Raw genomic sequence first — 19,799 nt, 5'->3', positions numbered from 1 at the left:
GCCCCTCCCCGGCGCTCGAGGAAACTCTCCATGACCCCATTCCGCTCCCCCGCCCGCATGTCCTCGCGACGCACCGGGCCTCTTCCTCCCCGCCGACGACGCCGCGCAGGGCTCGTGCTCGTCGCGGTGCTCGGCCTGGCGCTGGGCGTTGTCGCGCCGGGGGTTGCGCTGACGACCGCCCCTGCGGCCAGGGCCGCGGACCCGGTCCCCACCGCCACTGCCGAGAGCGACGAGAGCGTCCATATCGCGCTCGCTCCCGACGCCCGGGGCACCTACGCCCCCGGCAGCCCGCTCGCCGCCACGGTGTCGATCCGCAACGACGGGACGGAGCGCACGTCCTCCGGGAGCGTGCGTCTGGACATCGGGCGCACGGCCCTTCCCGATCGCGCCGCCGTGACGGCCTGGCTCGACGACGAGTCCTCCCCCGCCCTCGCCGCCATCGGCGTCGCCGAGGCCCCTGCGGTCGCCGGCGGAGAGACCGGCACCGCCGCGGTGACCGTCCCTGCCACGGAAGTGGGCGCCCTGGGCCCCGGGGTGTACCCGCTCCGCGCGACCTGGGAGCCGTCCACGACGGACGCGTCGGCATCGGCGTCGGTCGTCTCGCGGAGCGTGATCGTCGTCGCCCGTGGCGCTCGCCCTGCCGTGAGCGCCGTGGTCCCGTTCACGGCCTCCCCCGCCGGGACGGCCAGCGGCAGTCTGCTCAGCGCCGAGGAGCTCGCCACCCTCACGGCACCGGGCGGGTCGCTGTCCGCCCAGCTCGACGCGGCCTCCGGGACCACCGCGATCCTCGCCGTCGACCCCGCGATCCCCGCGGCCATCCGGGTGCTCGGGACCACCGCGCCGCCGACGGCGGTCGCCTGGCTGGATCGACTCCTCTCCCTGCCGAACGAGCGCTTCCGGCTCCAGTTCGGCGACGCGGACACGGCTGCACAGGCCGCCGCAGGACTCACCGCGCCGCTCGCCGTGGACACCCTTACGCCGTTCCTCAGCGACAGACAGCCCTCGCCCGCCCCCTCCATGAGTCCGTCTTCCACGGGCACGGCATCCCCGAGCGCGAGCCCGGTCGCTCCGGTCCCGACAGAGACCGCCGGGACCGGGGCGACGGTGGACTACGCGGCGCTCACCGACATCGGGACGGCGCAGCCCGCGCTCCTCTGGCCACGCGGCGAGGTGTCCGGCGCCGACGTGGCCGTTCTCTCCCGGTACGCGGATCCGGCCGCCCCTGGGATCGCGACGACCACGATCCTTCCCTCCACCTCTGCCACGTCGGGCGTCGACGGCGCCCCGGTCGCGGCTCGCGGCGTGGTCGACCGCGCGGGTGTGCTGACCACGGACACCGCCGTCTCGGATGCTCTGAGCCGTGCCTCGGCAGAGAAGGACCCCGTCCGTCGCGGCGCCCCGCTCGCCGAGGCCGAGGCGATGCTCTGGTTCGCCGACCCCGCAGCGCCGGTCCTGGTCGGCCTGGACCGCAACGCCTCACGCCCCGGCGACGGCCTGAGCGCGGCCCTGGCGTCGGTCGCGGCCGGACCACGCGGCCCGTCCCTGAGCGAGCTGCTCGCCACGGCCGCCGTGCCGCTGACGCTCACCTCCGGCGCAGCCGCAGACCGGGCCGCCGCCGTCACCGCCGCGCTGGAGGACGAGCGCCAGATCGCCGCGTTCTCCTCCATCCTCGAGGACCCGACACAGCTCACGGTCCGGCAGCGCATCTCGATCCTGCGCCTGCTCGCCGTGGGGGAGAACGCCGACGCGTCCTCGTTCGCCCTCGCCGCCGCCGACCAGCGCGCAGCGACGCGCAAGACGCTCGACGCGGTGGGCATCCAGCCCTCCAACCCGATCCTCATCAGCGCGGCCGTGGACGTGCCGATCTGGCTGCGCAACGACCTTCCCTATCCCGTGAACGTGGTCATGGAGGTGCAGCCGAGCGACGGCCGGCTGGCGGTCGAGCGTTTCGTCGAGGCAAAGGGGCAGCCGCGGAGCACGAACCGGCTCAAGATCCCGGTGGAGTCGCGGGTCGCGACCGCCGAGGTCGACCTCAGGCTGTCCCTCACGAGCCCGACCGGTGTCCCCGTCGGCACGCCGCAGACCGCGCGGCTGACCGTGCACGCGGAGTGGGAGAGCATCGGGCTACTCGTGCTCGGGGGCATCGCCGCTCTTCTCATCGGCGGCGGCGTGATCCGCACGATCCTGCGCCGTCGCGCCGCAGACCGCGTTCATGCCGACGAGGGCATGGAACCCGGAGACGCCGACGAGACGCCGGTCCGCACCGACGACAAGGACGATCGATGAGCAGTCTCGGACGCGCGAGCGCGCTCCTCGCCGCAGGCACCCTCGTCTCGCGGGCGACGGGGCTGCTCCGCACGATCGTCCTGGTCATGCTGGTGGGGGCGAGCAGATCCGAGGCCGCCGATGCCTTCGCCGCGGCCAACCAGCTGCCCAACGACGTCTTCTCTCTCATCTCGACGGGCATCCTCACCGCGGTGATCGTCCCCCAGATCGTGCAGGCCGCCGCGCACAAGGACGGCGGCAGCGCGTTCATCTCCAAGCTCTTCACCCTGGGAACGGTGGTCCTGATCGTCACCACCGCGGTCGCGATGCTCCTCGCGCCCTTCCTCGTGTCCTTCGTCGCGGGCAGGGCCTCGCCGGGGATGCAGGCTCTCGCGATCGCCTTCGCCTACTGGTGCCTCCCGCAGATCCTCTTCTACGGTCTGTACGCGATGATCGGCGAGACTCTGAACGCACGCCGCATCTTCGGCCCGTTCACCTGGGCGCCTGTCGTCAACAACCTGGTGTCGATCGCCGGCTTCCTGATCCTCGCCGCCGCCTTCGGCGGCGTGCAGACGACGACCGAGAGCTGGACGCCGGATCGCATCGCCTGGCTCGGCGGCCTCGCCACCCTGGGGATCGCACTGCAGGCTCTCGTGCTGCTGCTCTTCTGGCCGCGGACGCACCTGTCGCTGCGTCCGGACTTCCGGTGGCGCGGGGTGGGTCTCGGCAAGACCGGGAAGCTCGCGAGCTGGACCCTCCTCATGGCCGTCGTGAGCCTCGTCTCCGGCTACCTCCAACACCAGGTCGCCTCGGAGGCCTCCGGCCAGGGCGCGTCGCTCGCGGTCATGATGAACGCCTGGCTCGTCTTCATGCTCCCCTACTCCGTGATCGTCCTCTCGATCGGGACGCCCTACTTCACCCAGATCAGCGAGCACGCGGCGGCCGGGCGCGACGACGACGTGCGCGCGGACATCTCGCGGAGCATCCGCATCCTCGGCCTCTTCATCACCGGTGCCCTCGCCGCGGTCCTCGCCGCCGCGATCCCCGCCTCCCGTGTCTTCACGACCGACGCGCAGGGCGCGGTCGACGCGGCGCTGGTGCTGGTCGCCTATCTGGTCTCGCTCCTCCCGCTCGCGGTGCTCTTCATCGTGCAGCGCACCTTCTACGCCTACGGTGACACCCGGACCCCGTTCCTGTTCACGATCCTCCAGGCGGCGCTCGTCGTCGGGACCGCCTTCGGCGCGCAGGCCCTCTGGACCTTCGGGATGCTGGCGACGGAACACCTCGCGGCCGCGCTCGCCCTCGGTCAGTCCTTCGCGACGCTGCTGCAGACCATCGTCGCGACCTGGCTGCTCCGACGCCGACTGGGCGGTCTCGGAACGGGGGCGTGGCTGCTGTCGCTCCTCCGGTTCGTCGTCGGCGGCGTCCCCGCCGCCGCGGCCGGATGGGGCGTGTACCTGCTCCTCGGCGGCGCGGACGGGTGGACGGCCGGGTCGCAGCTCGCCGGTGCCGCGGGATGCCTCGTGATCGGACCCGTGGTGCTCGTGGTGTACCTCGGGGTCCTCGCGCTGCTGCGGACTCCCGAGCTCGCGGCGGCGAGCGGCCTCGTGAGACGCTTCCTTCCCGGGCGCTGAGCGACGGCCGCTCGCGACGGGGACGCCGGTCGGAGGAGGATGGACCCATGACCGATCTCGACCCCGACGGCGTCTCGGCGCTCGCGATGAACGTGACGATCCCCGCGGAGCTCCGCTGGACCGACGAACGCCGCGGCGAGCTCTTCGAACTGCAGACCCTCAACGTGCGGCTCCTGCCCGACGGCACTCTCGCGGCCAAGGCCTACGGCCGCCCGGTAACGGGCGGACGCGGCGCCTACACGTCCTTCCGCGTTCCGGATCGCCCCGAGCTCCGCGCCCTCGTCGAGCGAGCCGCTGCCCGCGCCGCGGAGCTGTGGCGCGACAACCGCGGGCTCTCCTGAGGACGGTCGACGCCCCGCCTCCCGTTCCGGTCCGGCACCCCCGCCTCCCCGTTCCTCTCCGGTGCCCCACCTGCCCGTTTCCGTCGCGAATTCTGTCGCAATAGCCAGCCAGAAGCGACGTTCTTGCGACGGGAGCGGGCACCGATCCGTTTCGCCAGGGCGTCGAGGAGTACACGGCACACGCTGCCGCACCCCTCCACGCGCTCACGTACGCGGCTACGCAAGGCTGACGCGACGGGCGGCACTGCGACGCCTCCGCACTGCCCCTCCGACGCCTCCGCGATCCCCCGGCCGCCCCGGCCGGAGGGAATGCCGCCCGGCTACCATGTGTTGAGGCACGTGAACGCGAGGAGAAGCAATGCGCCAGGTCATCATCATCGGCTCAGGACCCGCCGGTTTCACCGCCGCCATCTACGCGGCCCGAGCGAGCCTCCAGCCGCTTCTCATCGCGAGCTCCGTCGAGGTCGGCGGCGAGCTGATGAACACGACCGAGGTCGAGAACTTCCCCGGCTTCCCCGAGGGCATCCAGGGTCCAGAGCTCATGGCCAGGCTCCAGCAGCAGGCCGAGCGGTTCGGCACCGAGATCGTCTACGACGACGTCACCGAGCTCGAGCTCGACGGACCGGTGAAGAAGGTAGTCCTCGGCAGCGGAGCCGTCCACGAGGCTTCGACGATCATCTATGCCACCGGCTCCGCCTACCGCAAGCTCGGCGTCGAGGGCGAGGAACGCCTCTCCGGACACGGCGTCTCGTGGTGCGCCACCTGCGACGGCTTCTTCTTCCGCGAGCGCACGATCGCCGTGGTCGGCGGCGGCGACTCCGCGATGGAGGAGGCCACCTTCCTCACCCGCTTCGCCGACAAGGTCTATGTGATCCATCGCAAGGACTCGCTCCGCGCCTCCAAGATCATGCAGGAGCGCGCCTTCGCCAACGAGAAGATCGAGTTCGTGTGGAACAGCGCCGTCGAAGAGATCCTCGGCGACGAGGCCACGACCGGAGTCCGCCTGCGGGACACGGTCGACGGCTCCACACGCGAGCTCGCTCTCGACGGTCTCTTCATCGCGATCGGCAACGACCCGCGCACGCATCTCGTGCACGACAAGCTCGAGCTCACCCCTGAGGGCACGATCTGGGTCGACGGCCGCTCCTCGCGCACCTCCGTCCCTGGCGTCTTCGCTGCGGGCGACGTGATCGACCCGACCTACCGTCAGGCCGCCACCGCCGCAGGGTCCGGGACCGTCGCAGCCCTCGACGCCGAGCACTTCCTCGCCGACCTGGAGGACGCCTCGGTCGAGATGCCCGCGGCCGAGGCCGCCGAGATCATCACCGCCTGACGCGGGAACATTCCGGCTCGACGCGCTGTTGAGGCGGATGAACGTCATCGTTCACGAACAAGGAGAATCCATGACTGCCAAGGCAACCAGCCAGGCGACCTGGGAGCAGGACGTGCTTCAGGCCGAAGGCACCGTTCTGGTCGACTTCTGGGCCGCGTGGTGCGGGCCGTGCCGCATGGTCGCGCCTGTCCTCGACGAGATCCAGTCGGAGCATCCGGACAAGATCACCATCCTGAAGCTCAACGTCGACGAGAACCCCGAGCTGGCCATGAAGTACCAGATCACCTCGATCCCGGCGATGAAGGTCTTCCAGGGCGGTGACGTCAAGACGACGATCATCGGCGCCAAGCCGAAGTTCGCGCTCGAGCAGGACCTCGCCGCCTTCCTCGGCTGATCCTCGCTTCTGAAGCCCGCCCCCGCCGCTGCGGAGGCGGGCTTCATCGTTTCCTCGGATGATTCGCCCGGGGGCGGGGAACGACTCCCCGAGGGAGACGGACCGGCGACGTTTGACCCGAAGTCTTTGACCCGAGGTCAAGGGTGTTCTCCGAGGGCAGGCTGCGGTCCGCAGGCGTCGCAGCGATGGTTGTTTCACGTGAAACGGGCGGTGTCGCGATGTCTGCGTCGTCACCGGATGCCCGGACAACCGCCGCGGCCCTGGCGACTGCCCCGGCACTCGTGGGCCGTGTCCCGCCCTCGTGTCAGCTCTCCTGCACCTCGGTGACGACAGGATCCCACGGGCGGTGCGGAAGCCGCTCACCGAGAAGCGTCCAGACGGCGGGAGTCAGCTCGGGATAGTCCAGAGCGATCTGACGGAGCATCCCATAATGCCCGGCCTCGTCGGGTCGCACTCCCCCGCTCGCCTCGATCTCCTCCGCCCGCAGCAGGAAGACGACCAGCTCATCGGTGGTGGGCAGCTCCTCCATGAACGCCCACGGATCCTCCCCCGCGAGCAGCCGTTCCTGAATGAGAACGGCTCGCTCATCTGCGGCCTCCGCGCGCAGCACCTCGAGGCTCGCGCGCCGCACCGGGGAATCACTCACCAGACAAGCCTATGTGCGACCTCGGACAGAGGGGCCGGAGCGGCCCACGATCCGCGCACCGCGAACACGCAGACCGTACCGCAGCGTTTCACGTGGAACGCTCCGGTGAGGTACGGCCGTCAGCGGGAACCGTACCCGTCTTCACCCAGCTCGTCGAGGATGCGATTGAGGTCCTGGATCGAGGCGAATTCGATCTTGACCTGGCCTTTCCTCGCGCCGAGAGTGATCTGGACCCGTGTGTTCAGGCGGTCGCCGAGCCGGCCGGAGACCTCGTCGAGGTAAGCGCGCCGTGCCCCGGCCTGTGGCTTGCTCGGTCGCGTCGAACCGGAGGACGCCTGGATGTTCTTGGCGGCCTCCTCCGTCGCGCGCACGGAGAGGTCCTCGTTCACCACCTTGTCCGCGAGCTTCTGCATGGCCTCCGGGTCGGCGAGCGAGAGGATAGCGCGGGCATGGCCCGCGGAGAGGACGCCCGCGGCCACCCGCTGCTGCACCGGCACCGGGAGCTTCAGCAGCCGGATCGTGTTGCTGATCTGCGGACGGGATCGCCCGATGCGCGCGGCCAGCTCCTCCTGCGTCGTACCGAAGTCCTCAAGAAGCTGCTGGTACGCGGACGCCTCTTCCAACGGGTTCAGCTCTGATCTGTGGAGGTTCTCGAGCAGGGCGTCGCGGAGCAGATCCTCCTCGGCCGTCTCGCGAAGGATCGCAGGAATCGTCTCCAGCCCGGCTTCCCGCGCGGCACGGGTACGGCGCTCCCCCATGATCAGCTCATAGGCACCGTCGGCGTTGGTCCGCACCACCACCGGCTGGAGGACGCCGAACTCCCGCACGCTGTGCACCAGCTCGGCGAGGTCCTCCTCCTTGAAATGCGTACGCGGCTGCCGGGGGTTCGGCACGATCGCGTGCGGGTCGACCTGGATCAGCCGGGCGCCGGGGACAGCGACGAGCTGTTCCTCCACCGAGGAGTCGACCGGTGTCGCGGACTTCGCACCAGGAAAGAAGACGTCCACGGGTCGCTCACTCTGGTCCGTGGTCGGGATCAGAGCGCCGATGCCTCGCCCCAGTCCTGTGCGCTTGGCCATCAGTTCCCCTTTCCGGTACGCGCCGCACGACCGGCGATCTCCACGGCAGCCTCTTGATAGGCGATCGCGCCCACCGACTGCCCATCGTAGGCAATCACCGTCTGTCCGAAGCTCGGCGCCTCGGAGACCCGCACCGAGCGTGGGATCACAGTGTCCAGAACCTCGTCGGAGAAATGCCCGCGAACCTCGTCGGCGACCTGCTGAGCGAGTCGCGTGCGTCCATCGAACATGGTGAGAAGGATCGTCGTGAGCTGGAGCGCCGGGTTCAGGTGCTTCTGGATCATCCGGATGCTGCCCAGGAGCTGGCTCAACCCTTCGAGCGCGTAGTACTCACACTGGATGGGGATCATCACCTCGGTCGCAGCCGTGAAGGCGTTGATCGTCAGAAGACCGAGCGACGGCGGACAGTCGATGATCACGACGTCAATCTGCTGCGACGCGAGATAGGTCTGCAGCGCCGTGCGCAGCCGATGCTCACGTGCCACCTGGGAGACGAGCTCGATCTCCGCACCGGCGAGGTGGATCGTGCTCGGCGCGCAGAGAAGCGACGGGGACTCAGGGCTGGCCTGGACCACGTCGGCGAGCGGGGTCTCGTTGATAAGGACGTCGTAGATGCTCGGGACATCCGCCGTGTGTGCGACTCCGAGTGCTGTCGAGGCGTTGCCCTGGGGGTCGAGATCGATGACGAGGACGCGACCACCCAGCTGCGCCATCGCAGAGGCGATGTTCACGGCGGTGGTCGTCTTGCCGACGCCACCTTTCTGATTCGAGATCGTGAAGATCCGTGTGGGTCCGGAAAAGGTCACCGATACACCTTCCAGCGCCCTGCGCCGTGCGGTCAGATCCGCGAGTTCACGCGCCAGCGGGGTGTCCGCCCCGTATCCCGTCGTCGAGGTCGTCTCAGACTGTTTCACGTGAAACATCCACTCCTTTCGACGGAGACGGGGCAAGGTGCCTCTCCACTCTAATCGTCTGAGCCGACAGAGAGAGACCTCCGGCGGGCAATCACCCCCGAGCGACGCGTTTCACGTGAAACATGAGGGTCCTCATCGTCGTATCCGGCTCCCGTGAAGGGGGCTCCGCCGGGACAGGAAGAACCGGGTCAAGTGTCTCCCCTCTCACCCGTGGCGCCTCGAGATGGTTAGCGGGCGACGATCTCGACCTTGAACCCCTCCGCGTTCTCCAGCCATCCGGCGTAGTGACCATCTCCGCCCGCATGAGGATATCGATCCGCGTAGAGAGGAGACCATCCGTGCGCCGTCGCATCGGCGATGATCGCATCCACCTGCGCCGGCGATCCCGCCCCGAAGGCGAGGTGATTCACGCCGGGCCTCCGGCGGTCATGACCTCCCGAGGCGAGGTTCGGCGACGTGGTGAGCGTGAGATAGCTCCCGCCCGCCTCCCAGGAGAAGCCGCCCTCCCACTCGGCGATCAGCGTGAAGCCCAGTCGTTCTAGCAGCCAGCCCCACTCACGTCGGGCCGACGCCAGGTCGGCGATCCAGATCTCCACGTGATGCAAGCCGGTCACACAACGATCCTGCCAGAGCTCGGAAGTCCCCTCCGTACAAGGAGGTCCGCCGACGTCCTGTGTCGATGAGGGCGGAGGGCAACAGCCGGTTCGTCCCGGAGAGACGATCGAACCGGCACATCGCGCCAGGTTTCCGCCCGCCACGGAGCAGAATCTGCTGGTGAGCTCAGACGCGGACGAACGCGCGGACCGCTCGGGTGGTCTCGGTGAGAACGCCCTCGCCGAGGATCTCGACGCGCACATCGCTCAGGCCGAAGCGACGGATCTGCTTCTGCGCCGCACCGATCTCCTTCTCCGCATTCACGCCCTTGAGGAGAACGAGCTCTCCTCCGTCGCGGACGAGCGGCGCGGTGAGGGGAATGAGTGTGCGCAACGCACTCACGGCACGCGCTGTCACGGTGTCGAAGGCACCGGCACGGCCGATCTCCTCGGCACGCCCGCGAAGGACCTCGACGTTGTCGAGGTCGAGGGCGGCGACCTGCTCGGTCAGCCAGGCGACGCGCCTTTCCATCGGCTCGACGAGGGTCCATCGGACGTCCGGTCGGGCGATCGCGAGGACGATGCCGGGAAGACCTGCCCCCGAGCCGACATCGGCGGCTGTTCCAGAGAAAAGCGGAGCAGCGATCGCACTGTTGAGGATGTGTCGGGTCCAGAGCCGCGGGAGCTCGAGGGGGCCGATCAGACCACGCGCCTCTCCCTCGCGGACGAGCGCGCCGGCGAACTCCCTGGCGCGCTCGATACCGGTCCCGAAGAGATCCACGGCGACAGCAGGCTCGGCCTCCGGCGTGGCCCGCTCATCACCGCTCATACGCTCCCCTCCCCGACCTCGTCACGCAGGGACGGGATGTTTCACGTGAAACGTCAGGCACGCCGAATCACGGTGTGTCGACTCGGCCCCTCGCCATAGGACTCGGAGACGAGACCCCGCTCGGCGACGATGTCATGGACCAGCTTGCGCTCATAGCTCGACATCGATGGGAGAGAGGCCTGCGAAGCCCCGTCTTCGAGCTTCGTCACGGCGAGGTCGACGAGCCTCTCGAGCTGGTGACGACGGGCGTCCCTCGATCCGCCGACGTCGAGGATGAGGCGGGAGAACGCCCCCGTCTTGCTCTGCACGGCAAGCCGGGTCAACTCCTGCAGCGCCTGCACGGTGTCCGGCTCAGAGAGGACTCGAAGGCCGTCGCCCTCGGCGTCGACCGAGACATAGGCCCGACCCTGGCGAACGTCGAGTGTGAGATCGCCGTCGATGTCCGCCACGTCGAGGAGTCCCTCGATGAAGTCTGCCGCGACGTCGCCCTCGTGCTCCAGCTCACTGACGGAGCGACTCTCGTGCCGCGGGTCCGCCGCGGTGGTCTCCTGCTCGCTCACGACTCACCCTTCTTCTTCGCGCGCTTCTTGCTCATCGGCTGCTGTCGCTTCGGAGCCTCCGCCTTCGCCCGCTCAGCCTCCTCCAGCATCCGACGCTGCTCGGCCTGGTAGCTCTCCATCGGCACGACCTTGCCCTCGGCGTTGATCGCCTTGCCCTTGCGCGCCAGGCGCTCCTCGCGCGCCTTCGCCGCATCGGATCCGGGGGTCGGCATCTCGCGCAGCACGAGGAACTGCTGCCCCATCGTCCACAGGTTGCTGACGAACCAATAGATCACCACGCCCAGCGGGAAGAACAGACCCGAGAAGATGAAGCCGAGGGGCAGCACGTAGAGCATGATGCGCTGCATCTGATAGGCCTGACCGGTCTTGGCCTCAGGCGAGAGGTTCTTGGAGATGATCTGCAGCTGGGTGAAGAACTGCGAGGCGATCATGAGGATCACGAGGATCACGAGGATCGTGACCGTGACCTCCCAGCCCTCGGGCTTCTGGTTGATCGCATCGATCAGGCTCGTGTGCAGCGGCGCGACGCCGAAGAGCTTCGCGTCGTAGAACTCCTTCGTGAGCGCCGCGCTGAGCAGACCCACGCCGCCGACGCCCGCCTCGGCGTGCTTCTTGACGTCGCTGAGCGTGTAGAACATCCCCAGCAGGAACGGCATCTGCACGAGCAGCGGAAGACAGCTCGACATCGGCGTCGTCCCGTGCTTCCGGTACAGCGCCATGGTCTCGCGGCTCATCGCCTCACGGCTGAGCTGATCCCGCTTTCCCTTGTATTTCTCCTGAACTTTTCGCAGTTCAGGAGCGATTTCCATCATCTTCCGCTGGCTCTTGATCTGCCGCACGAAGAGCGGGAAGACGGCCGCGCGGATGACGATCACGAGACCGACGATCGATAGCACCCACGTGAGTCCCGCCGCGGTCGGGAGCCCGACGGCGGTCAGCAGCCAGTGCCATCCGACGAGGATCGCCTCGACCAGGAACTTGAACGGCCACATGATGGTGCCGATCAGGTCGAAGCCGCCACCCTCGGACGGGGTCGGCGACGACGCCGCCAGCAGAAGGTCCAGGCCCACAGATCAGTCCTTTCGGGAAGGTACGACGAACCCTCGCGGAGTGAGGGCGTACCGGAAGTTCTCGTGCGGCTGCACGTCATCCACACCGCCATGGGTCCAGGGGTTGCACCGGACGATGCGCCATGCCGCCAGCCCCGCGCCCTTGAGGGCGCCGTGCTGTTGCACCGCACCTACAGCGTAGGCGGAACAGGATGGGTAGAAAGCGCAGACGTCCCCGTACAGCGGCGAGATCACCGCTCGATACGCGGTCAGGAAGCCCAGGACGAGGTTCCTCGGGACAAGCGGGATCGCACGTAACGCGTCGGCGCCGTGCATGTGCGCCGTCCCCCGCGCGTACGACGGAAGGGCGCTCATGAGCGGGCCTCGATGCGGGCCACGGCCCGGGAGACGTCCGCGAGCAGGTCGGCGAACGGGGCGTCCGCCGCGGCCGGCAAGGCTCGGATGACGACATCCGTGCCGACGGGGAGCCGGTCGAGGGTGCGCGCGCACACGTCTTTCAGCCGTCGCCGCACGGTGTTGCGGACGACGGCGGTGCCGACCTGCTTGCTCACGATGAAGCCGAACCTCGTGGGGCGGTCCTCGTCCGTGAGAAGGACCGAGGTGACGACCCGCGCACCGCCATACCGCTTACCGCGGCGGACCACCGATCGGTAGTCGCTCCCGCGCGTGAGCCGGTGGCGGCGGGCGAGCACAGGTCTCAGGCCGAGAGCTCGGTGCGGCCCTTCGCGCGGCGTGCCGAGAGGATGGCGCGGCCGGCGCGGGTACGCATGCGGGCGCGGAAACCGTGCTTCTTGGCGCGACGACGGTTGTTGGGCTGGAAGGTGCGCTTGCTCATGAGTTACTCCGGGAGTGCTGTCACCGGGATCGCTGCGACCGGAGACGGGCGGACAAAGACTGCCGAAAGGCATAAGTCAACCGATTAAGGCTACGACGTCGCCCCTGACATCGCAAACCGAGGCTCCTGGCCTCAGCCATTATCCACAGCTGTGGAGGGTTCCGCGGAACCGACACGCGTCCGCACGTTCTCCCCAGAATCCGGGACGCAGGTTGCCCTCCGCCGCCGCGCTGACTACCGTGGCACGAGCAGTTATCCACAGCCGGCAGGCCGCTCTGCGCCGCCGCTCCAACCCCCGGAGCACCATGTCGTCATCCGCGCAGCCAGAGGTTCCCATCTGGAACGTCCTCCTCGACGCCCTCGCCGACGACGATCGCGTCACCCCGCAGCTGCACGGCTTCCTCAGCCTCGCGGTCCCCGCCGGCGTCATGGGCGCGACCCTCTACCTCGACGTCCCCAACGACCTGACCGCGGCGCAGATCAACAAGCGCCTCCGGCTGCCGATCATGGAGGCGCTCGGCCGCGCCGGCGACGAGGTCACCGCCTTCCGTGTGATCGTGAACCAGGAGCTCGCCGAGCAGCAGACGATGCCGATCCCGGTCGCGGACTTCGGGGGTCCGCGCCAGGGACAGGAGCAGCCGCGCGCCGAGTCCCCCATCGAGCAGCCGACGCCGATCCGCCACGACTCCCGCCTCAACCCCAAGTACACGTTCGACAGCTTCGTGATCGGGCAGTCGAACCGCTTCGCCCACGCCGCGGCGGTCGCCGTGGCCGAGGCCCCGGCCAAGGCGTACAACCCGCTCTTCATCTACGGGGACTCCGGCCTCGGCAAGACCCACCTCCTCCACGCGATCGGCGACTACGCGCAGTCCCTCTACCAGGGAGTCCGCGTCCGATACGTCTCGAGCGAGGAGTTCACGAACGACTTCATCAACTCGATCGCGAACAACCGCGGCGCCGCCTTCCAGGCCCGGTACCGCGACGTGGACATCCTCCTGATCGACGACATCCAGTTCCTCCAAGGACGCGCGGAGACCCAGGAGGCGTTCTTCCACACGTTCAACACCCTGCACGATCACAACAAGCAGGTCGTGATCACCAGCGACGTCGCGCCCAAGCACCTCACCGGGTTCGAGGACCGGATGCGCAGCCGCTTCGAGTGGGGCCTCATCACCGACGTCCAGGCGCCCGACCTCGAGACCCGCATCGCCATCCTCCGCAAGAAGGCGCAGAGTGAGGCCCTGCACATCCCGGACGAGGTGCTGGAGTACATCGCAACGGTCGTCTCCTCGAACATCCGTGAGCTCGAGGGCGCCCTCATCCGCGTCTCCGCGTTCGCGAGCCTCAACCGCTCGACGCTCGACATGGCCCTCGCGCAGACGGTTCTCCGCGACATCGTCGACCAGGCCGAGGACAACATCATCTCGCCGACCGACATCATCACCGCCACCGCCGGCTACTTCAAGCTCACGGTCGACGACCTCTACGGCTCCAGCCGATCCCAGCAGATCGCGACGGCGCGTCAGATCGCGATGTACCTGTGCCGTGAGCGGACGAACCTCTCGCTCCCGAAGATCGGGCAGCTGTTCGGCAACCGCGACCACACCACGGTCATGTACGCGTACAAGAAGATCAGCGACCTCATGAAGGAGCGTCGCTCGATCTACAACCAGGTCACCGAGATCACCACGCAGCTCGGCCGGCGCTGAACCGAGCGATCCGCCCTTCCGTCCGTCCGCGGTATTTCACGTCATACACATGTGGATAACTTGTGGAGGACAGCCCGTCGAAGGGCCCGGAAATCCCCAGCCAACCCTTCATCCTGTGGATAACCTCGCGGAAGCACCGGCAAGGCCATCGCCTCCGATCCCAACGATTCCGCAGGAAATCCACATCTCACACGCGTGTAGTTCCCTTGTCCCGTCAGGAATCCCCAGAGTTATCCACATTCTCCACAGTTGTTAACATCGTTAAGGACTTAACCCAGGAGAGGGCCCTCCGATCACCTGAGGAGCCACGGACGTGGACGACCCTCGTCCGCCGGACGGCCCGCTGGCGGATCCGAAGAAACCTGGCATTAGCATGGGATCCCGTGGCGTTCGCCATGCGACGGCGTCTGCCGTGGAACGACGACGAAGGAGCGCTCAGTGAAGTTCCAGGTCAATCGCGATGTGTTCAGCGAAGCTGTGTCCTTCGTCGTGAAGCTGCTCCCGCAGCGCAACCCCCAGCCGATCCTCGCGGGAGTCCTGATCGAGGCCGGCGACGACGGGCTCACCCTCTCGGCCTTCGACTACGAGGCGTCTGCACGCACGACGATCGAAGCCACCGTGGACGAGCCTGGCACGATCCTCGTCCACGGTCGCCTGCTCTCCGACATCGCCAGTCGACTGCCGAACGCGCCGATCGAGATCGCGGTCGAGGACGACGGCGGCATCGCCGTGCGCTGCGGCTCCGCGCGCTTCACCCTCGCGGCCATGCCGGTCGAGGAGTACCCGTCGATCCCCGAGGTGAGCGGCACGTCAGGGGTGGTCCCCGCCGACGACTTCAGCACCGCGATCGCCCAGGTGGGCTTCGCCGCCTCTCGCGACGACGTGACACCGGTCCTCACCGGCGTGCAGCTCGAGGTGAGCGGGCAGCAGCTGAGCCTGGTCGCCACCGACCGTTACCGGGTGTCGCTGCGCGACGTGCCGTGGGACGGCGAGTCCTCGGAGCAGACCGCGCTCGTCCCCGCCCGCACGCTGCAGGAGGTCGGGAAGACCTTCGGCAACGCGGGCGCCATCCAGATCTCGTTCTCCGGCGCCGGCGACCGCGAGATCATCGCCTTCACCGCCGGCAACAAGACGGTCACCTCGCTGCTCATCAAGGGCAACTTCCCGCCCGTACGTCGCCTGTTCCCGGACCAGACCGAGCACCACGCCGTCGTCAACACCGCGGAGCTGGCTGAGGCTGTGCGCCGTGTGTCCCTGGTCCTGGACCGTTCCGCGCCGCTGCGGTTCACGTTCGGGTCCGACAGCGTGACGATGGACGCCTCGGGCAGCGAGCAGGCCCGCGCCTCGGAGTCGGTCGACGCCCACCTCCTCGGCGGCGACGAGGTGACCCTCGGACTGAACCCGCAGTACCTGCTCGAGGCGCTCGGCGCCGTGAAGAGCGAGTTCGTGCGGGTCACCTTCACCTCCTCCGACAACGCCAACAAGCTGAGCCCGGTGCTCGTCACGAGCCAGACCTCGGTCGATCAGGCCGGCCTCGACTCGTTCAAGTACCTGCTTCAGCCCAACCTCCTGCTGCGCTGAGCGTTCGGCATGTGGCCGGTCACGTGAGCCGTGGCGAGCCTTTGCTCTCCTGCGCGGTTCCGTCCTTCGTCGCAGGCGGCGATGTCATCGCTCCCGGATAGGCTGATGCGGTGATCGTGGAGCGCCTCAACCTCGTGGACTTCCGCAATTACGCCACCGCCGATCTCGTCCTCCACCGGGGCCCGAACGTCCTGGTCGGACGCAACGGACAGGGCAAGACCAACCTCGCCGAGGCGATCGTCTTCCTCGCGACGCTCGGGTCGCACCGGGTCTCCTCCGATGCGCCGATGGTGCGCGACGGACAGGACGCCGCGATCGTCCGCGCACGGCTGGCCCACGGCCAGCGCACCGTGCTCGCGGAGGTGCAGATCAACCGTCAGGGCTCCAACAAGGCCAGGATCAACGGCGCACCGGGACGCACCGCCGACCTCCCCCGCTATGCGCACGTCGTGCTCTTCGCCCCGGAAGACCTCCAGATCGTCCGGGGCGACCCGTCCGCTCGGCGGCGGTTCGCCGATCAGCTCCTGATCCAGCGCACTCCGCGGATGGCCGCCGTCCTCGGGGACTACGACCGCGTGCTCCGCCAGCGCACGGCGCTGCTCAAGTCGGCGAGGGCCAGGGGCGTCCGCGGCGACGCGCTCACGACGCTCGACGTCTGGGACGACAAGCTCGTCGCCCTCGGCGCCGAGATCATCGACGCTCGCTCCCGTCTCGCGGCCGACCTTCAGCCGCCGCTGACCGAAGCCTACGCCGCGATCGCCGGAGAGGACCACGACCCGCGGCTGCACTGGGCGCAGTCCATCCGCGGCGGGGATCCGGAAGAGGGCGTCGACGAGGAGGACGCGACCGCGGGCGGATCCACGGCCGAGCTCTTCCGGGCCGCGCTCGCCGCCAAGCGCGCGGCCGAGCTGGAGCGCGGGCTGACCCTCGTGGGCCCGCATCGAGACGACCTCGTTCTGCGGGTCCGTGGTCTCCCCGTCAAGGGGTACGCGTCGCACGGCGAGTCCTGGTCGGTCGCGCTCGCCCTGCGACTCGCGTCGGCCGAGCTGCTGCGCAACGAGTCCCCGGCCGGCGATCCCGTGCTCATCCTCGACGACGTGTTCGCCGAGCTCGACGCCGAGCGGCGCAGAAGGCTCGCCGGCATCACGGCGGGATACGAGCAGGTCGTCGTCACGGCCGCGGTGGAAGAGGATATCCCCGAGGTCCTGCATCGGCACGTCGTGCGGATCTCGGCCGGGACCATCAGCGACGAGCGCGGCGACGAGGACACGGGCGGCGAACGGACGGAGGCCGGTCATGACGGATCGTGAAGGGGTCGGCGTCCGCGTCCCCGAGACCGTCGCGACCTATCTGCGGCTGCGGGGCCTCACCCCCAGCTCGACCTCCTGGAGGCGGAGGCGCCGGATCGTCGACGACGACGAGAACGCGCCGTTCACGCCAGGACGCGATCCCGGCGCGCTCGGCGACGTGCTCACCGCGCTCAGCAAGGACTCCGGCTGGGAGGCCACGCTCAGCCGCGAGGACCTCGTGCGGCAATGGGCTGAGCTCGCCGGACCCGACACCGCGCGTCATTCCGAGCCGGTCTCGCTCGAGGGCGGGATGCTCACCGTCAAGTGCGACTCGACGGCCTGGGCGAAGAACCTCCAGTACATGCGCGCGGTGATCGTCACCGAGATCGGCCGACGCTACCCGGAGGCCGGTGTGGAGAACATCCGCTTCGTCGGACCGGACGTCCCCTCGTGGAAATGGGGTCCGAGAGCCGTTCCAGGGCGTGGTCCTCGCGATACCTATGGGTGAGGCAGGGTCCATCTTGTTCTTCGGCGTTTCAGACGCGCACACGGGCGCACAAGCCTGCGCTGGGAGCGGAACCAGGGTAAGATGAGGGTCTAGATTTCGATGTGGAGCCTGCCTTCCGATGACGCCTGAAACCCCCTCCGACGAGAACGAGTCGACAACGAACCCGTCTCCCCAGAACGCAGGGGGCACAGAGACTCCCGACAAGACCGGCGCCTCGCCATCCGGCGACTACGGCGCCGACGCGATCCAGATCCTCGAAGGACTCGAGGCTGTACGCAAGCGTCCGGGCATGTACATCGGCTCGACGGGGCCCCGTGGTCTCCATCACCTGGTGTACGAGATCGTCGACAACTCCGTCGACGAGGCGCTCGCCGGAGCGAACGACGCGATCATCGTGACGATACTCGCCGACGGCGGGATCCGCGTGGTCGACTTCGGTCGAGGGATCCCGGTCGACCCGCACTCCTCCGACCCGAGCAAGTCGACGGTCGAGGTGGTTCTCACCATCCTGCACGCGGGCGGCAAGTTCGGCGGCGGCGGATACGCGGTCTCCGGCGGCCTGCACGGCGTCGGCTCCTCGGTCGTGAACGCGCTCTCCACCCGCTTCGAGGTGGAGATCCGGCGGCAGGGATTCGTCTGGCGCCACAGCTTCGCGAACGGAGGGGTCCCGCAGCAGAAGCTGGAGAAGGGCGAGGAGACCGACCAGACCGGGACCATCATCACGTTCTGGCCGGATCCCGAGATCTTCACCGAGACCGTCGAGTTCGACTACGACACGCTGCGCACCCGGTTCCAGCAGATGGCGTTCCTGAACAAGGGCCTGCGGATCGAGCTGCACGACGAGCGCGCCTCCGCGATCGTCGAGGAGGAGGTCGACGGAACGATCGTCACGAGGCAGCGCGAGGACGTGTTCCTCTACGAGCGCGGCCTCGTCGACTATGTCGACTACCTCAACCACGTGCGCAAGGCCGAGGTCGTCAACGACGAGATCATCGCGTTCGAGTCCGAGGACACCGAGCGCAAGATCTCCCTCGAGGTCGCGATGCAGTGGACGACCGGCTACACCGAGAACGTCTTCACCTACGCCAACACGATCAACACGCACGAGGGCGGCACGCACGAGGAGGGCTTCCGCGCGGCGCTCACCACGCTGGTGAACCGTTACGCGCGCGCCAACAACATCCTCAAGGAGAAGGACGACAATCTCACGGGCGACGACGTGCGGGAAGGGCTCACCGCGGTCATCTCGATCAAGCTCGGCGAGCCGCAGTTCGAGGGGCAGACCAAGACGAAGCTCGGCAACACCGAGGCGAAGGCGTTCACGCAGAAGGTCGTCGGAGACCAGCTCGGCGACTGGTTCGACCGCAACCCGAAGCAGGCGAAGAACGTCGTCACCAAGGCCGTCGAGGCCGCGACCGCGCGACTGGCCGCGCGCAAGGCGCGCGAGACCGCACGCCGCAAGAGCGTCTTCGAGTCGGCGGCCATGCCCGACAAGCTCAAGGACTGCACCTCCAAAGACCCGTCGATCAGCGAGATCTTCCTCGTGGAGGGAGACTCGGCCGGCGGCTCCGCCGTGCAGGGTCGCGACCCGCACACCCAGGCGATCCTGGCGCTGCGCGGCAAGATCCTCAACGTCGAGCGCGCTCGCCTCGACAAGGCTCTGGCCAACAAGGAGGTCCAGGCGATGATCCAGGCCTTCGGCACGGGCATCGGCGAGGACTTCGACCTGGAGAAGGCGCGCTATCACAAGATCGTCCTGATGGCGGACGCCGACGTCGACGGCCAGCACATCACCACGCTGCTGCTGACCCTGCTGTTCCGCTACATGCGCGGTCTCATCGAGGCCGGGTTCGTCTACCTCGCGATGCCGCCGCTCTACCGCCTGAAGTGGACCAACGCCGCGCACGAGTACGTGTACTCCGACGCGGAGCGCGACGCCCTGCTGAAGGACGGCCTCGCGAACGGCAAGAGGATCCCGAAGGACGCCGGCATCCAGCGCTACAAGGGCCTGGGCGAGATGAACGCCAAGGAGCTGTGGGAGACGACGATGGACCACACCACGCGGACGCTCCGCCAGGTGACCATCGACGATGCCGCGGCGGCCGACGAGATCTTCAGCGTGCTGATGGGAGAGGACGTCGAGTCGCGACGGACCTTCATCCAGCGCAACGCCAAGGACGTCCGCTTCCTGGACATCTGATCCGCGGCAGACACGAGAC

20 protein-coding genes are annotated in these 19,799 nt (G+C 68.5%); 10 read left to right on the top strand and 10 right to left on the bottom strand.

The features are described 5' to 3' along the window. Positions 1–30 precede the first annotated feature (30 nt). From ACP15J_RS09965 to trxA, 5 genes are all read left to right on the top strand, one after another. On the top strand, positions 31–2,286 hold the full coding sequence (locus ACP15J_RS09965; RefSeq protein WP_424936834.1) for a DUF6049 family protein: 2,256 nt from the start codon (positions 31–33) through the stop codon (positions 2,284–2,286). Further along, a complete protein-coding gene (gene murJ, locus ACP15J_RS09960; RefSeq protein WP_424936833.1) occupies positions 2,283–3,899 on the top strand; it encodes a murein biosynthesis integral membrane protein MurJ in 1,617 nt (538 codons plus the stop codon). The genes ACP15J_RS09965 and murJ overlap by 4 nt, the downstream gene beginning before the upstream one ends. Before the next feature lie 47 nt (positions 3,900–3,946). Next, positions 3,947–4,240, top strand: a complete 294-nt coding sequence (locus ACP15J_RS09955; protein ID WP_424936832.1) for a hypothetical protein — start codon at positions 3,947–3,949, stop codon at positions 4,238–4,240. 358 nt (positions 4,241–4,598) lie between these two features. Further along, positions 4,599–5,573: a thioredoxin-disulfide reductase gene (gene trxB / locus ACP15J_RS09950; protein WP_424936831.1), complete on the top strand. Its 975-nt coding sequence runs from the start codon at positions 4,599–4,601 to the stop codon at positions 5,571–5,573. Positions 5,574–5,643: 70 nt separating this feature from the next. Continuing rightward, a complete protein-coding gene (gene trxA / locus ACP15J_RS09945) occupies positions 5,644–5,967 on the top strand; it encodes a thioredoxin (protein WP_424936830.1) in 324 nt (107 codons plus the stop codon). 304 nt (positions 5,968–6,271) lie between these two features. Here trxA and ACP15J_RS09940 read toward each other — a convergent pair whose 3' ends face one another. The 10 genes from ACP15J_RS09940 to rpmH all read right to left on the bottom strand — a co-directional run bounded on the left by ACP15J_RS09940 (position 6,272) and on the right by rpmH (position 12,493). Continuing rightward, positions 6,272–6,613: a hypothetical protein gene (locus ACP15J_RS09940; RefSeq protein ID WP_424936829.1), complete on the bottom strand. Its 342-nt coding sequence runs from the start codon at positions 6,611–6,613 to the stop codon at positions 6,272–6,274. Positions 6,614–6,732: 119 nt separating this feature from the next. Beyond that, positions 6,733–7,692 (bottom strand): ParB/RepB/Spo0J family partition protein, encoded by a 960-nt coding sequence (locus tag ACP15J_RS09935; RefSeq protein WP_424936828.1) that lies wholly within the window; start codon positions 7,690–7,692, stop codon positions 6,733–6,735. After that, complete coding sequence (locus ACP15J_RS09930; RefSeq protein WP_197220497.1) at positions 7,692–8,615, bottom strand: ParA family protein; 924 nt, start codon at positions 8,613–8,615, stop codon at positions 7,692–7,694. The genes ACP15J_RS09935 and ACP15J_RS09930 overlap by 1 nt, the downstream gene beginning before the upstream one ends. 218 nt (positions 8,616–8,833) lie before the next feature. Next, complete coding sequence (locus tag ACP15J_RS09925) at positions 8,834–9,220, bottom strand: VOC family protein (RefSeq protein WP_197220498.1); 387 nt, start codon at positions 9,218–9,220, stop codon at positions 8,834–8,836. Positions 9,221–9,386: 166 nt separating this feature from the next. Beyond that, entirely contained in the window at positions 9,387–10,028 is a 642-nt protein-coding gene (gene rsmG, locus ACP15J_RS09920; protein WP_197220499.1) for a 16S rRNA (guanine(527)-N(7))-methyltransferase RsmG, read from the bottom strand. A 53-nt stretch (positions 10,029–10,081) separates the two neighbouring features. Continuing rightward, entirely contained in the window at positions 10,082–10,588 is a 507-nt protein-coding gene (locus tag ACP15J_RS09915) for a protein jag (protein ID WP_424936826.1), read from the bottom strand. After that, the gene (yidC, locus tag ACP15J_RS09910) at positions 10,585–11,652 is read right to left on the bottom strand and encodes a membrane protein insertase YidC (RefSeq protein WP_424980942.1); all 1,068 of its coding nucleotides are present in this window, start codon (positions 11,650–11,652) and stop codon (positions 10,585–10,587) included. The genes ACP15J_RS09915 and yidC overlap by 4 nt, the downstream gene beginning before the upstream one ends. A gap of 9 nt (positions 11,653–11,661) precedes the next feature. Then, entirely contained in the window at positions 11,662–12,012 is a 351-nt protein-coding gene (gene yidD / locus ACP15J_RS09905; RefSeq protein ID WP_424936824.1) for a membrane protein insertion efficiency factor YidD, read from the bottom strand. Continuing rightward, positions 12,009–12,350 (bottom strand): ribonuclease P protein component, encoded by a 342-nt coding sequence (gene rnpA / locus ACP15J_RS09900; protein WP_424936823.1) that lies wholly within the window; start codon positions 12,348–12,350, stop codon positions 12,009–12,011. The genes yidD and rnpA overlap by 4 nt, the downstream gene beginning before the upstream one ends. Positions 12,351–12,355: 5 nt before the next feature. Then, positions 12,356–12,493: a 50S ribosomal protein L34 gene (rpmH, locus tag ACP15J_RS09895; RefSeq protein WP_022879826.1), complete on the bottom strand. Its 138-nt coding sequence runs from the start codon at positions 12,491–12,493 to the stop codon at positions 12,356–12,358. A 305-nt stretch (positions 12,494–12,798) separates the two neighbouring features. Here rpmH and dnaA point away from each other — a divergent pair, with 305 nt between their 5' ends. The 5 genes from dnaA to gyrB all read left to right on the top strand — a co-directional run bounded on the left by dnaA (position 12,799) and on the right by gyrB (position 19,780). After that, a complete protein-coding gene (gene dnaA, locus ACP15J_RS09890) occupies positions 12,799–14,202 on the top strand; it encodes a chromosomal replication initiator protein DnaA (RefSeq protein ID WP_424936822.1) in 1,404 nt (467 codons plus the stop codon). Between the two features lie 438 nt (positions 14,203–14,640). Continuing rightward, positions 14,641–15,783, top strand: a complete 1,143-nt coding sequence (dnaN, locus tag ACP15J_RS09885) for a DNA polymerase III subunit beta (RefSeq protein ID WP_424936821.1) — start codon at positions 14,641–14,643, stop codon at positions 15,781–15,783. Between the two features lie 110 nt (positions 15,784–15,893). After that, positions 15,894–17,093 (top strand): DNA replication/repair protein RecF, encoded by a 1,200-nt coding sequence (gene recF, locus ACP15J_RS09880; protein ID WP_424936820.1) that lies wholly within the window; start codon positions 15,894–15,896, stop codon positions 17,091–17,093. Beyond that, a complete protein-coding gene (locus tag ACP15J_RS09875) occupies positions 17,080–17,580 on the top strand; it encodes a DUF721 domain-containing protein (protein WP_424936819.1) in 501 nt (166 codons plus the stop codon). The genes recF and ACP15J_RS09875 overlap by 14 nt, the downstream gene beginning before the upstream one ends. Positions 17,581–17,698: 118 nt before the next feature. Then, positions 17,699–19,780, top strand: a complete 2,082-nt coding sequence (gene gyrB, locus ACP15J_RS09870; protein WP_424936818.1) for a DNA topoisomerase (ATP-hydrolyzing) subunit B — start codon at positions 17,699–17,701, stop codon at positions 19,778–19,780. The last annotated feature ends 19 nt before the right edge of the window (positions 19,781–19,799 follow it).

The organism is Microbacterium sp. S308A+ (assembly GCF_049800815.1).
Lineage (GTDB): Bacteria > Actinomycetota > Actinomycetes > Actinomycetales > Microbacteriaceae > Microbacterium.
The sequence above is the reverse complement of the archived record's forward strand: the minus strand, read 5'-3'. Positions and strand labels throughout refer to the sequence as shown.